The 13432-nt window shown below is 69.2% G+C and carries 10 protein-coding genes; 9 read left to right on the plus strand and 1 reads right to left on the minus strand.

The window, feature by feature from the left end; genetic code table 11:
- Positions 1-262 precede the first annotated feature (262 nt).
- The gene (locus NBY69_RS15435; RefSeq protein ID WP_250301472.1) at positions 263-721 is read right to left on the minus strand and encodes a MarR family winged helix-turn-helix transcriptional regulator; all 459 of its coding nucleotides are present in this window, start codon (positions 719-721) and stop codon (positions 263-265) included.
- Positions 722-833: 112 nt separating this feature from the next.
- Here NBY69_RS15435 and NBY69_RS15440 point away from each other — a divergent pair, with 112 nt between their 5' ends.
- The 9 genes from NBY69_RS15440 (at position 834) to NBY69_RS15480 (ending at position 13173) form a co-directional block, all read left to right on the plus strand.
- A complete protein-coding gene (locus NBY69_RS15440; RefSeq protein WP_266645354.1) occupies positions 834-1445 on the plus strand; it encodes a UbiX family flavin prenyltransferase in 612 nt (203 codons plus the stop codon).
- Between the two features lie 78 nt (positions 1446-1523).
- Positions 1524-3035 (plus strand): UbiD family decarboxylase, encoded by a 1512-nt coding sequence (locus NBY69_RS15445; protein WP_250301473.1) that lies wholly within the window; start codon positions 1524-1526, stop codon positions 3033-3035.
- Positions 3036-3173: 138 nt separating this feature from the next.
- Positions 3174-3761, plus strand: coding sequence for a hypothetical protein (locus tag NBY69_RS15450; RefSeq protein ID WP_250301474.1), 588 nt, complete (start codon positions 3174-3176; stop codon positions 3759-3761).
- 333 nt (positions 3762-4094) lie between these two features.
- Entirely contained in the window at positions 4095-4610 is a 516-nt protein-coding gene (locus NBY69_RS15455) for a lytic polysaccharide monooxygenase auxiliary activity family 9 protein (RefSeq protein ID WP_250301475.1), read from the plus strand.
- 267 nt (positions 4611-4877) lie between these two features.
- Complete coding sequence (locus NBY69_RS15460) at positions 4878-5333, plus strand: DoxX family protein (RefSeq protein ID WP_250301476.1); 456 nt, start codon at positions 4878-4880, stop codon at positions 5331-5333.
- 166 nt (positions 5334-5499) lie between these two features.
- Complete coding sequence (locus NBY69_RS15465) at positions 5500-8715, plus strand: glycoside hydrolase family 2 TIM barrel-domain containing protein (RefSeq protein WP_250301477.1); 3216 nt, start codon at positions 5500-5502, stop codon at positions 8713-8715.
- A 281-nt stretch (positions 8716-8996) separates the two neighbouring features.
- A complete protein-coding gene (locus NBY69_RS15470) occupies positions 8997-9785 on the plus strand; it encodes an HAD family phosphatase (RefSeq protein ID WP_250301478.1) in 789 nt (262 codons plus the stop codon).
- Positions 9782-12193: a glycoside hydrolase family 65 protein gene (locus NBY69_RS15475; RefSeq protein WP_250301479.1), complete on the plus strand. Its 2412-nt coding sequence runs from the start codon at positions 9782-9784 to the stop codon at positions 12191-12193. The genes NBY69_RS15470 and NBY69_RS15475 overlap by 4 nt, the downstream gene beginning before the upstream one ends.
- A 191-nt stretch (positions 12194-12384) precedes the next feature.
- Complete coding sequence (locus tag NBY69_RS15480) at positions 12385-13173, plus strand: SAM-dependent methyltransferase (RefSeq protein WP_250301480.1); 789 nt, start codon at positions 12385-12387, stop codon at positions 13171-13173.
- The last annotated feature ends 259 nt before the right edge of the window (positions 13174-13432 follow it).

Here is a 13432-nt window from a genome sequence, read left to right on the forward strand (position 1 = left end):
TCGATCCGGCAGGGCCCACCACTTCGGCGCACGGCGCGTCCCACCCACCGGGCCGACACCCCCCGGGCGTACCACCAGCCGCGCTGACAGACCGGTTCGGACCGATCGGCGCAGACGAGCGGTCAGCTGCGCCCGGCAGTGACTGCCGACACAGATCAAGAAACACGCCGCCGGTGCGGTGCGAACGGAAGCGTCCAGGACGCCGGCGGCACGAAGGCGCGCACAGCCTCCCGGACGCACCGGGAGGCGTCGGGGGGGGGCGTTACCGCTCCGAACGCTGAACCGCCCGTCGCAGCAAGCTCAGGAACTGGTCGCGTTCCTCGGCGGTGAACGGCGCCAGCAACTGCTCGTTCACCTCGGCGACCGCGGGAGCGAGACGGACGGCCAGCTCCCGGCCGGTTCCGGTGATGCGTACGAGCTTGCGCCTCCTGTCGCTCTCGTCCCTGCCGATCTCCACCAGACCCCGTCGGCGCAGTCGGTCAAGGAGCGGCGCCGCGGTCGACTTGTCCAGATGAGCCAGCGCGGCGAGCGTGCCCTGGTCCATGTCACCGCGGGTACGCAGCAGGCTCAGGACGGTGAACTGGGGCCCCGTCAGGTCCTGGTGCACCTGCTCGTACCAGAGCCTCGTATGCGCCTGGTTCAGCTGACGCGCCAGGGGGCCGAGCCCGGCAATCGCGGCAGTCAGAACTCCGGCCTCGGAGTCCGCTCTCTCCTGTGACATCACTCGCCGCCGTTCCCCCGAATTGATTAGGACGTACACGTACTATACCGTGCATCAAATAGGACGTGTACGTAATAACTGTTCGTGACGAAACCGAGAGGAAGGTGACGGCGTGAGACTCGTCGTCGCAATGACAGGGGCCACCGGCGCGCCCATCGGGGTGCGCCTGCTCGAAGCCCTGGGAGAACTCGACGTGGAGACCCACCTGATCGTCAGCCGCTGGGCGCGGGTCACGCTCGCGCAGGAGACCGGGCACTCGCTGCGGGACGTGGAAGCTCTGGCGTCGGTGCATCACAGCCCAGAAGACCAGGGAGCCTCGATTTCCAGCGGATCGTTCCGGACCGACGGCATGGTGGTCGTGCCGTGCAGCATGAAGACGCTGGCCTCCATTCGCACCGGTTACGGAGAGGGCCTGATCGGCCGGGCGGCGGACGTGATGCTCAAGGAGCGGCGTCAACTCGTCCTGGTGGCCCGGGAGACCCCGTTGTCGTCCGTGCACCTGGAGAACATGCTGGAACTCACGCGGATGGGCGCCACCGTGATGCCACCGGTCCCCGCGTTCTACAACCAGCCTTCCAGCATCGCCGATCTCATCGATCACACCGTCGCGCGCATCCTCGACCAGTTCGGCCTCGACCTGCCCACGGCCCGGCGGTGGCACGGCATCAAGGCGACCGCGCGCCGTGACCCGGTTCCGCCGGCGCGGACCTCAGACGCCCCCTGATCCCTTCCCCCGGCCGCACGCGGCGCCGCGTGCGTCGCACGGCCCCTTCACACCCCTTACCGAAAGAAAGGTCCTGTCATGACACAACGCGGCAGCGCGCTCAACTTCCGTGACTTCGTCGCGGAGTTGCTTGCCTCCGGCGACGCGGTCGCCGTCAGCGCTCCGGTCAGCCCCACACTCGAAGTCGGCGCTGTCACCCGGCGCGTCTACGAGACCCGAAGCCCCGCCCCGCTGTTCGGCAACCTCACCGAAGGCGCCGCCGGGTTCCGGATCCTCGGGGCGCCTGCCGGCCTCAGCGGTCCCGGTGGAGGGACGTACGGCCGGCTCGCGGCGCACTTCGGCCTGGAGCGTAAGGCCACACCGCGCGCACTGCTGGAGAAGCTCATCTCCGCCATGCACGCCGATCCCGTCGCCCCGCGGGTGGTGGAGACCGGTCCCTGCAAGGAGAACGTGCTGACCGGCGACGAGGTCGACCTGGAACGGTTCCCCGTGCCGTTGCTGCACGCCGAGGACGGCGGCCGGTACTTCGGGACGTACGGCTTCCATGTGGTGCGCTCCCCCGACGGGCAGTGGACGAGCTGGTCGGTGAGCCGCACCATGCTGCACGGGCGCACCACCCTGGTCGGCCCCGCGATGCCGCAGCAGCACCTCGGCAGGATTCACCGGATGTGGCGCGAGAGGGGTGAGCCCACGCCGTGGGCCATGGTGCTCGGCGCCCCGCCGGCAGCGCTGGCCGCGGCGGGGATGCCGCTGCCCGCCGAGGTGAACGAGGACGGCTATGTCGGCGCGCTGACCGGCACCCCCGTCGAGGTGGTCCGCACCGAGATGCACGACCTGTACGTTCCGGCCAACTCCGAGATCGTGCTGGAGGGATACATCAGCCCCGACGGGACCGCTCCCGAAGGTCCGATGGGCGAGTACCACGGATACTCCTTCGCGGAGAGCAAGCCACAGCCCGTCTTTCACGTCGAGACGGTGACTTACCGCGACGATCCCATCCTGCCGGTCTGCGTGGCGGGCCTCCCGCCGGAGGAGAACCACACCATCTGGGGCACGATGATCTCGGCTGCCAGTCTCGATCTGCTGCGCTCCAGCGGGCTGCCGGTCGACCTGGCCTGGTGTTCCTACGAAGCCGCGACCTGTTGGATCGTCGTGTCCGTCGACATCCGGCGGCTGGCGGCGATGCGCATGACCGAACGGGAACTGGCCGACGCCGTGGCCGATGTCCTCTTCAACTCGCACACCGGGTGGCTGGTGCCCAAGGTCCTTCTGGTGGCCGACGACATAGACATCACCGACATCGACCAGGTGGTGTGGGCCATGGCCACCCGGTACCACCCCGGCACCGGCGAGTACGTCTACCCGCAGGCACCGGGCATCCCCATGGTCCCGTACCTCACTCCCGACGAGGTGCACAGCGGACGGGGCGGCAAGTCCGTGCTGAGCTGCCTGCTCCCCGAACAGTTCGACGGTGTCACCAGGGGCGTCACCGCGTCGTTCCGGCATTCGTTCCCCGACGAGATGCAGAAGCGGGTCGTCGAGGGCTGGACCGATTACGGGTTCCCGGCGCCGGGGCTTCCGACCCGCTGAGCGTCGTCCATGACAACCCCTCCCCACCATCGGCCGATTGCACTCTGGCAGGATCGTGTGCTCAAGCACGGCGGCCGTGCGGGTTGCGCCGCCCGGCCGGGCAACGGAAACGTTTTTACGGGGACATGCGATATGGATATGCGCACATGGACGCGTGCTGTTCCGGCGGCGGCGGGTGCTCTGGCACTCGCGGTGGCGCTGACCGGCTGCAACAACTCGGATTCCGGGAAGGACAAGCGCAGTTCCGACTCGGCGGGCCACAAGAAGGCCTACCGGCTGGGCGAAGCCAGCCCGCCGCAGGAAAGCACCATGCAGAGCTCGAAGGGCAGCAAGTTCACGGTTACCCCCACGAAGGCGCAGACCGGGACCAAGGCCGACATGGACAAATCCGGTCTGGACACGAGCAAGGAAAAGAGGCCGGAAGTCCCGGTGTACGTATGGGCCACCCTCACCCACCAGAGCGGAAAGGCCATGGAAGTCGGCGACATGGACGAGGACCTGGTCGTCAGGACGGACATGGGCGTGCGCACCAGGGCACTCGTCGTCGTCATGGGTGAGGCCGAGTGGCCGAACTGTCCCGCCCCCGACACCGGGAAGAAGCTGAGCCCGGGGCAGTCGGAGAAGATCTGCACCGCGTTCCTCATCCCCGAGGGGCAGAAGGCCGCCGCGGTCGAACTCAGCCAGGGCTTCTCCAGCGACCCGCTGGAGTGGCCGGTCACCGGCTGAACGCCGATCGGGGCCTCGTGGACTCCCACAACGGGCCGGCATCCAGGCGCGATTGAGCACGGATGGCTCAATCACTCCGGGTGCCGGCCCGTTCGTGCGCGACGGGTCGGACGGACGGATCCCCTTGACGCGAACACGTCGGCCTGTATGGTCTAGTCCAAGGTGGTAGAGACCACTGAAGCTCCACTCCGCCCGGCCCGGGACACACCCAGGTTCAGGCGGAGTTCGCACCGCCGCCCTTCGCGTCTCTCGCCCACACGAGAGGCCAGCCTGCCGCAGTTGTGTCCCCCCACGGGCCTTGCGTGCAGGAAGACTTGATGTGAAGGAGTTCTCATGCATGCGAAAAGGAAGACAGCTGCTGCCATCGGCGCCGTTCTCGCGCCGGTACTCGCACTGAGCCTCCCCGCGAGTTCCGCGAGTGCTCACGGATATGTCTCATCGCCTCCCAGCAGGCAGGCACAGTGCGCGGCAGGCACGGTCAGTTGCGGCGCCATCACCTATGAGCCGCAGAGCGTCGAAGGACCCAAGGGCCTCCAGAGCTGCAGCGGTGGCAACGCGCGGTTCTCGGAGCTCGACAACGACGCCAAGGGCTGGAAGGTCACCCCCGTCGCCAGCACCACGCAGTTCAAGTGGACGCTGACCGCCCGGCACGCGACCAGCACGTGGCAGTACTTCGCCGGTGGGCGGAAGATCGCCGAATTCGACGACCACGGCGCGCAGCCCGGTGCGACCGTCACCCACTCGGTGAACTTCGGCGGCCTCAAGGGCAAGCAGAAGGTCCTGGCCGTGTGGAACATCGCGGACACGGCCAACGCGTTCTACACCTGCATCGACGTGAACGTCGGCTGACGCAGCACCTCACCACCGCACATCCGCTCCCACGCGCGAGGGGAGCCCCTGAACCACCCGTCCAGGGGCTCCCCTCGCAGGTACGCTCGCGCGAACTCCCTTCACCCCCTGGCCACTTCCTTCCTTTCGGCTCGCGCCCAAGGGGTGGCCCGGCGCGCACATCAGCGCTTCCTCGGGCTGCTCGCGTCCGGTCCGCCCGGGACCGGCCGGGCCCATCTGCCCGGGAACCCGCCTCACGAATCCACCAGTTGACGGAGGCTCGACGTCATGCAGGAGAAGCTCTGGCCACGCACCCTGTCCCTCTTCCGTGTCATCGTCGGGGCGCTGTTCGTGTGCCACGGCACGGCGACCGTCTTCGGCATTCTCGGCGGAACTCCGGGCACCGGCGCTGCCACCCCGGTGGGAACGTGGCCCGGATGGTGGGCCGCCCTCATCCAGCTCGCCGGCGGCGCCTTCGTCGTCCTGGGCCTGGCCACGCGCCCGGCGGCCCTGCTGTGCTCGGGCTCCATGGCCTATGCGTACTTCACCATCCATCAGCACAAGGCGCTCCTCCCGATCCAGAACGGGGGTGAGCCGTCCGTGATGTTCTGCTGGACCTTCCTGCTGATCGCCGTCGCCGGTCCCGGCGTCTGGGCCCTGGACACGCTGCTCCTGCGCAGCCGTCGAGCGTCCGCCCGCCCGGCTCGAAGTGCCGGGTCCGACGCCGGCAAGGTGGCGGTCTGACTGCTCTCGTGCGGCGCGCCGGTGGCGCCGCGCGGCCACGGGCGGCGCCCGCCACCCGCCAGGCGGACACGGGCCGTGATGCCATCCGTACGGTTCGAAGTCTTGTGCGTTGAGTGCTTCCGTCTGATGCTGGTGGTTCTTGTTGCCTTCCGTTCGGAGTCGCCGCATGAGCCCAAACCGTCCGAGCCGCCGATCCGTTCTGTCGACCGGTGCAGCCCTCGCGGGCTGGTCCGTCTTCGCGGCACAGAAGCAGGCCTTCGCCTCGACCAGTTCCACAGCGACCAGTTCCACAGTGGGCAGTTCCGCGACGGCCGGTACTGCGGACAGTGCCGTATGGGACGGGCAGCCGCGTGTCTTCCAGATCAACAGAGAGGCTGCGCGAGCCCGGCTCGTGCCGTACGCGAGTGCCTCCGACGCGCTGCGCGGAGACATGGAGAAGTCCCCCTACTTCCGCTCGCTGAACGGGAGTTGGCGCTTCCATTGGTCCAAGAACCCGGACGCCCGGCCGACCGGCTTCGAAGCGCCCGGCTACGACGACAGCAGTTGGGACCACATACCCGTACCGTCCAACTGGGAGATCGAGGGCTACCCGGAGCCGATCTACCTCAACATCCGCTATCCGTGGACCGGCTACGAAATCCCCGTACCCCCCAACGTCCCGCACGACTTCAACCCGGTGGGCTCCTACCGCCGTAGCTTCACCGTCCCCCGCGACTGGTCGGGGCGGCGCACCCTGATCTCGTTCCAAGGCGTGAAGTCGGCGTTCTTCCTCTGGGTCAACGGCGAGAAGGTCGGCTACAGCGAGGACAGCTACACCCCCGCCGAGTTCGACATCACCGACCATGTACGGCCGGGCGCCAACACCCTCGCCGTCGAGGTGTACCGCTGGTCCGACGGCAGTTGGCTGGAAGACCAGGACATGATCGACCTGTCCGGGATCTTCCGCGACGTGTACGTCTACGCGATCCCGACCGTCCATGTGCAGGACCTGTTCGTGAGGACCGCGCTGGACGATTCCTACCGTGACGCGGTCCTCACGGTCACCGCGACGGTGCGCAACCGGGGCACCGCCGAGGCCACCGGCCACCGGATCGAGGCGGTGCTCCACGACGGCCGGGGGCGCCGCGTGGGCCGGCCGCTCGCCGGGGACGTCCCGCTGGGATCCGGGGACGCGGAAGTGGTGCTGAAGGCCGACGTCGAGGCGCCCGCACTGTGGTCGGCCGAGGACCCGAACCTGTACACCCTGATCGTCACACTCACCGACGGTTCGGGAAAGGCTGTCGACATCCAGCGGGTCCGTACCGGCTTCCGCCAAGTCGACTTCGGACCGGGCACGTTCACCGTGAACGGCAAGCCGATCATGTTCCGTGGCACCGACCGCCACGAGAGCGACCCCGACCACGGCCAGGCGATCCGTGAGCCGCGGATGGTCGAGGACATCCGGCTGATGAAGCAGCACAACATCAACGCGGTGCGCACCTCGCACTACCCGAACCATCCGCGCTGGCTGGAGCTGTGCGACGAGTACGGCCTGTACGTCATCGGCGAGACGAACCTGGAATCGCACGGGGTGCGCGACATCGTGCCGACCTGGTTGCCCGAGTGGACCGACGCCTGTGTGGACCGGCTCCGCTCCATGGTCGAACGCGACAAGAACCACCCGAGCATCGTCGTCTGGTCGCTGGGCAACGAAGCCGGTCAGGGTTCCAACTTCCAGACCATGGCCGACTGGGCACACGCCAGGGACACCTCGCGGCCCGTGCACTACGAGGGCATGAACGCGGTCGCCGACCTGCACAGCGAGATGTACACGAAACCGGCGGACGTGGAAGCGTACGGCAAGTCGGGCAACCCGACGCCGTTCATGCTCTGCGAGTACGCGCACGCCATGGGCAACAGCAGTGGCAATCTCAAGGAGTACTGGGACGTCTTCGAGCGCTACCCGAATCTGCACGGGGCGTTCGTGTGGGACTGGGTGGACCAGGCCATCCGCCTCCCGGTGCCGGGCGACGCCAAGCACACCTACCTGTCGTACGGCGGGGACTGGCACGCCGGATACCCGACGGACGCCAACTTCTGCTGCAACGGTCTGGTCTCGGCGGACCGCATCCCGCACCCCGGTCTGCTGGAGCTCAAGAAGGTCTACCAACCGGTCGGGGTCGCCGCCGCGGATCTCTCGGCGGGCACGGTCACGGTGCGGAACAAGCACCTGTTCAGCACCCTGGGCGCGTACGAGCTGCGGTGGGACGTGACCTGCGACGGCCGGAGCGTGCAGCACGGCACACTCGCCGCGCCGGACGTGCGGCCGGGCAGCGAGGGGATCGTACACATCCCGTACCGGAAGCCGTCATCGCCCGAGCCAGGGGCCGAGTACTGGCTGAACGTGTCCTTCGTACTGAAGTCCTCGGCCAGTTGGGCCGAGGCCGGGCACACCGTGGCCGCCGAACAGCTCGCGCTGGACTGGCACACCCCGGCCCCCGCCGACCCGCCCCCGGACACGCTGCCCACCCTCACCGTCGACGAGACCGACGCGCGCGTGCTGATCAGCGGGCGCGACATGGAGGTGGTACTGGACAAGTCCACCGGAACGCTCGCGTCGTACCGGGTGAAGGGGCAACTGCTCCTGGCCGGCGGCCCCGTGCCGAACTTCTGGCGCGGTCCCACCGACAACGACATCGGCCGCGGCGCCCAGACCTCGCTGCGGACCTGGCGGTCCGCCGGTACCGACCGCAAGGTGACATCCGTGAAGACCGGCCGTCCGTCGCCGGGAGTGGTCACCGTCGAGGTGGGCTGCTCCCTGCCCACCTCCCCCGCGGCGTCCACCTGGACCACCGTGTTCACGGTGCGCGGCGACGGCGAGATCCGGGTCCGGCACACCTTGGACGCACCCGTCGGACTGCCCGATCTGCCCCTGGTGGGCGCCCTGCTGACGGTTCCCGAAGGCTTCGAGCAGATCGACTGGTACGGGCGCGGACCGCAGGAGAACTACTGGGACCGGCACACCGGCGCGTTCGTGGGGCGCTACCGCTCCACGGTCGATCAGCAGGTCGCGGCGTACGTCCGGCCCGAACAGACCGGCAACATGACCGACGTACGCCGGCTCACGGTGACGGACCGTGCGGGCACCGGGCTGCTGGTGCAGGCCGATCCGGGCGAGGGTGAGCCGATGCTGGAGACGAGCGTTCTGCACTACTCGCCGTTCGATCTGGAGGGGCCGAAGCATCCCTACGAACTGAAGCGGCGCGACGAGACGATCCTGGGGGTCAACCACCGGCAGATGGGAGTCGGCGGCAACGACTCGTGGGGAGCCCCACCGCTCGCGCAGTACCTGCTGCACGCGGGGCGCACCTACACGTACGCGTACCGGCTGCGGGCCGCCTGATCGGAGCCCCGGTCCGTCTGCTCCTCACGGCAGGCGGACCGGGGGGCCGGTCCCGGTGATCCGCCCTCCGGTCAGTGGGGCTTCGTCTTCTGCCGGGTGCATGCCTCCAGCCTCTCGCCCGGAGGGCGCCCGCGACAATTCAGTTGCGGGCACGGGGTCCCCGTTCGAAGCGGTGCACGCCCTGTACGACGTGCCCGGCCGTAGAGCCGTGGTGTCGACGTGCCACGGCCGTACAGCCGTGGTGCCATGGAGTGGACGCCCCCACGAAGGGACCCGTCCACATGACCGCCGAACTGGTGCCGATGCCGCGACTGCGGTCCCTGCGCGCCGTGGTCTTCGATACCGACGGAGTCATCACCGATACCGCCCGGCTGCACGCGGCGGCCTGGAAGCAGGCATTCGACAGCCTCCTTTCGGCACGGGCCGGGCAGCGCCCGTTCGACTCCGGTCAGGACTATCTCCGGTACGTCGACGGCCGGTCGCGGCTGGACGGGGCGGTGGCGTTCCTGGAGTCGAGGGGGCTGGAGCTGCCCCTGGGTGACCCTGACGATCCTCCGGGCGCCTCGTCGGTGTGGGCAGTGGCGGCGCACAAGGACGAACTCTTCACGAACGGTCTGCGTGCCCACCCGGTCAGGACCTATCAGGGCACGGTGCGTCTGCTGCACGCTCTTCAGGACGCCGGAACAGCGGTGGCGGCTGTTTCCGCGTCCCGGCACGCGACGGAGTTGCTGTCGAGGGCCGGCCTGCTGAGCCTCTTCGATGCCGTGGTGGACGGCAACGAGGCCCTCAGGCTGCGGCTGCCGGGAAAGCCGGACCCCGCGCTGTTCCTGGCGGCTGCCGACCGTCTGAGCTGTCCCCCGGACGCGGCAGCGGTGGTGGAGGACGCGCTGGCCGGGGTGGAGGCGGGCAGGCAGGGCGGCTTCGCCCTGGTGGTCGGGGTGGACCGTACCGGGGGTCCGGACAGCGCCGAGAACCTTCGTCGGCACGGGGCGGATCTGGTGGTGCCGGACCCCGGCGATCTGCTCGTGCCGGGGACCGGTGCGTCTGCGCCGCCGGGGGCCCGCCGATGACGGCGCCCGCCTGGGTCTGGTCGTACGAGGGCTACCGTCCCGAGGAGGAACGGCTGCGCGAGGCGCTGTGCACGCTCGGCAACGGGTACTTCGCCACCCGGGGAGCCGGGACGGAATCCGGCGCGTCCGGGGTGCACTACCCGGGGACGTACGCGGCGGGGTGCTACAACCGGCTGACGTCCACGGTGGACGGCCGTCAGGTCGGCAACGAGGACATGGTCAACCTGCCGAACTGGCTGCCACTGCGCTACCGCATCCGGCCCGCCGGCCGCGGAGCGGGTCCGTGGCTCACGCCTGATGACAGCCGGTTGGTGGAGCACGGGCAGGACCTGGATCTGCGTGGCGGCACGCTGACCCGCCGGTCGGTCTACGAGGACGGCGCGGGCAGACGGCTGACAGTGGAGGAGTGCCGCCTGGTTCACATGGGCGATCCGCATCTGGCCGCGCTGCGCGCCCGGTTCACGGTCGACGGGTGGACCGGCGAGGTGGAGGTGGAGACCGGGCTCGACGGAGATGTCCGGAACAGCGGTGTGGCACGGTACCGGGACCTGGCGAGCCACCATCTGACCGGCTGGACGACGGGCTCCGAGCGGGCGGACCTGCTGTGGCTGCAGTGCCGCACCAGGACCTCGGACATCGGCGTGGCGCTGGCCGCGCGGACTGCGGTGGCCTCTCCCGCCGGGGACCACGATGCCGCCCGCCCGACCCTCACGGCCCGGACCGCCGTGCAGCGGCTGGCCCTGCCGGTCGCACCCGGAGAGGACGCGGTCGTCGAGAAGACAGTGGCGCTCTACACCTCCCGCGATCCGGCGATCGGCAACCCCCTGGCCGCGGCCCGCGCAGCCGTGCGCGACGCCCCCGCCTTCGACAGGCTGCTGGCCGGCCACCACCGGGCCTGGGACGCCCTGTGGAGCCAGGTCCGGATCGAGGTACCGGGTGAGGCGGGCCGCATTCTCCGGCTGCATCTCTTCCATCTTCTGCAGACCCTGTCCCCGCACACGGTCGAGCTCGATGTGGGGGTACCGGCGCGGGGCCTGCACGGGGAGGCGTACCGGGGCCATGTCTTCTGGGACGAACTGTTCGTCCTGCCCTTCCTGAATCTGCATCTCCCGGAGGTGTCCAGGTCGTTGCTCGACTACCGCCACCGGCGGCTGCCCGCGGCGTGCCGGGCGGCGCGCGCTGTCGGCCGCCGGGGCGCGATGTACCCGTGGCAGAGTGCCGGCGACGGACGGGAGGAGACCCAGGAGCTGCACCTCAACCCGCGCTCGGGCCGGTGGCTTCCGGACCGTTCACGGCTGCAGCACCATGTGGGGTCGGCCGTGGCCTACAACGTGTGGCAGTACGCCCAGGCGACCGCCGATACCGAGTACTTGTACACCAAGGGTGCGGACATGCTCGTGGAGATCTCCCGGTTCTGGGCCGACACCGCGGCCTGGGACCCCTCGCTCTCCCGCTACCGGATCACGGGCGTGGTCGGCCCGGACGAGTACCACGACGCCTACCCGGGGGCCGGGGCGGGCGGGCTCGACGACAACACGTACACCAACGTGACCGCGGCCTGGGTGCTGGCACGGACGACGGAGCTGTGCCGCGCTCTTCCCGCCGTCCAGCAGGGGCAGTTGTTCGACCGCCTGCAGGTGAGTGCGGATGAAGTGACTCGCTGGGAGGATGTCTCCCGCCATCTGTACGTACCGCATCACGACGGCGTCATCAGCCAGTTCGCCGGTTACGGGGAGCTGGCCGAGCTGGACTGGGCGGACTACCGCCGCAGGTACGGGGACATCAGGCGCCTGGACCGGATCCTGGAGTCCGAGGGGGACAGCGTCAACCACTACCAGGCGTCCAAGCAGGCCGATGTGCTGATGCTGGGCTACCTCTTCTCCCCCGGCGAACTCGCCACCACGTTCCAGCAGCTCGGATACGACCTGGACGACGATCTGTGGCGCGGCACGGTCGACTACTACCTGGCGCGCACCAGCCACGGCTCCACGCTGAGTTCGCTGGTGCACGCGTGGGTCCTGGCGCGGTTCCGGCCCGCTGACGCCTGGGCGTTCTGCGAGGAGGCCCTCACCGGTGACGTGGCCGATGTCCAGGGCGGCACCACCGAGGAGGGCATCCATCTGGGGGCCATGGCCGGCACCCTGGATCTGGTGCAGCGGGGCATGACCGGGCTGGAGACCCGCGAGGACACCTTGTGGCTCGCTCCGGCCGCGCTGCCCCAGCTCTCGAAATTCGATGTCCGTATCCGCTTCCGCCGGCACTGGAACGTCGAGCTGCGCCTTCGCGCCCAGCGTCTGCGTATCGCCGTGCCGGACGAGGACGCGGCTCCCGTGCATGTCGCCCTGGACGGCAGCTCGTTCACGATCCCTCCGGGCGCGTCGCGGTGGCTGGACCTGCCCGAATCGTGAAGACCTGCACCCACTACGCTCCCCGAACGGATACGTTGACGGTTATTTTCGTACGTACGCCCGGGACTTGGAGCCCTCACGTCCACGGACTCCGGCCAACTCACCTGAAGGCGAAGGGCGCAGGAGGCGGATCACCGTGTCCGTCGGGGCGGACACCGGCAGGAATCGACAGACGGATCAGGCGGTAGAGGATGAACAACCAACAGGCCGAACGGGTCGGCAGCCGAGCCCACTCGGCGCGGGTGTACGACTGCATCCTGGGTGGCAAGGACCACTACGAAGTGGACCGCCTCGCGGCCGAGGCGTCGCTGGCGGCCTGGCCCGGCCTCCGGTCGAGCATGCTGGCGAACCGGGCAGCCATGCGGCGCATGGCGCACTGGCTGGCGGCGGAAGCCGGGATCCGGCAGTTCCTGGACATCGGCACCGGGATACCCACCGAACCGAATCTGCACCAGGTCGTGCAGCAGGTGGCCCCCGAGACCCGGATCGTCTACGTCGACAACGACCCGGTCGTCCTGGCCCACGCCGATGCTCTGATGCGCAGCACGCCCGAGGGCCGGACCGACTACATCCAGAGCGACATGAACGCGCCGGAAACCCTGCTGGCCGATCCCGCCCTCGGCCGGACCCTGGATCTGGCGGAGCCCGTCGCCCTGACGGTCATCGCCATGCTGCAGTTCGTCGCGGACGCGCAGAACCTGATCGAGACCCTGATGGAGCCGTTGGCGCCCGGCAGTTACCTCGCGGTGACCCTCGCCACGGCCGATCTCGCTCCGGGGTCGGAGGCCCTGGCCCGCGAGTACACGCAGCGGGGCATCCCCATGTATCTGCGTGACCGGGCCGAGGTGGAGGGGCTGTTCGCCGGGCTGGACCTGGTGGAGCCGGGCGTCGTACCGATGACCTCCTGGCGGCCCGCCCCCGGCGACGAAGTGCCCGACACCACGACCAACATGTATGCCGGAGTGGCACGGAAGCCCTGACGGTCTTCTCGGCGCCTCCTCGCAACTACCGTCGGCGGAGCACCGGTCCGGCCGCCCTCAGGGGTGTCCGGCCGGTGCTCGGCCGTTTTCCGTTCCTTCCCGCGGTCCCGGCGACACGTGCGAAATACCCGAAGCCGTAGACCCGGTTCGGTCAAATGACCGTCAAATGACAGGTACGAAAGGTTCAACCCCTGACCAAGGATTCCCCGAATCGGGTCTGAACTCCCCCATGGGGAACCGAAGGAACCCGCCCCCGAGC

Origin of the sequence: Streptomyces sp. A 4/2 (assembly GCF_940670765.1) — a bacterium.
GTDB lineage: Bacteria > Actinomycetota > Actinomycetes > Streptomycetales > Streptomycetaceae > Streptomyces.

Coding starts and splice junctions, on each gene's coding strand:
- NBY69_RS15435 (WP_250301472.1), bottom strand. CDS start 721: ATGTCACAGGAGAGAGCGGACTCCGAGGCCGGAGTTCTGACTGCCGCG.
- NBY69_RS15445 (WP_250301473.1), top strand. CDS start 1,524: ATGACACAACGCGGCAGCGCGCTCAACTTCCGTGACTTCGTCGCGGAG.
- NBY69_RS15450 (WP_250301474.1), top strand. CDS start 3,174: ATGCGCACATGGACGCGTGCTGTTCCGGCGGCGGCGGGTGCTCTGGCA.
- NBY69_RS15455 (WP_250301475.1), top strand. CDS start 4,095: ATGCATGCGAAAAGGAAGACAGCTGCTGCCATCGGCGCCGTTCTCGCG.
- NBY69_RS15460 (WP_250301476.1), top strand. CDS start 4,878: ATGCAGGAGAAGCTCTGGCCACGCACCCTGTCCCTCTTCCGTGTCATC.
- NBY69_RS15465 (WP_250301477.1), top strand. CDS start 5,500: ATGAGCCCAAACCGTCCGAGCCGCCGATCCGTTCTGTCGACCGGTGCA.
- NBY69_RS15470 (WP_250301478.1), top strand. CDS start 8,997: ATGACCGCCGAACTGGTGCCGATGCCGCGACTGCGGTCCCTGCGCGCC.
- NBY69_RS15475 (WP_250301479.1), top strand. CDS start 9,782: ATGACGGCGCCCGCCTGGGTCTGGTCGTACGAGGGCTACCGTCCCGAG.
- NBY69_RS15480 (WP_250301480.1), top strand. CDS start 12,385: ATGAACAACCAACAGGCCGAACGGGTCGGCAGCCGAGCCCACTCGGCG.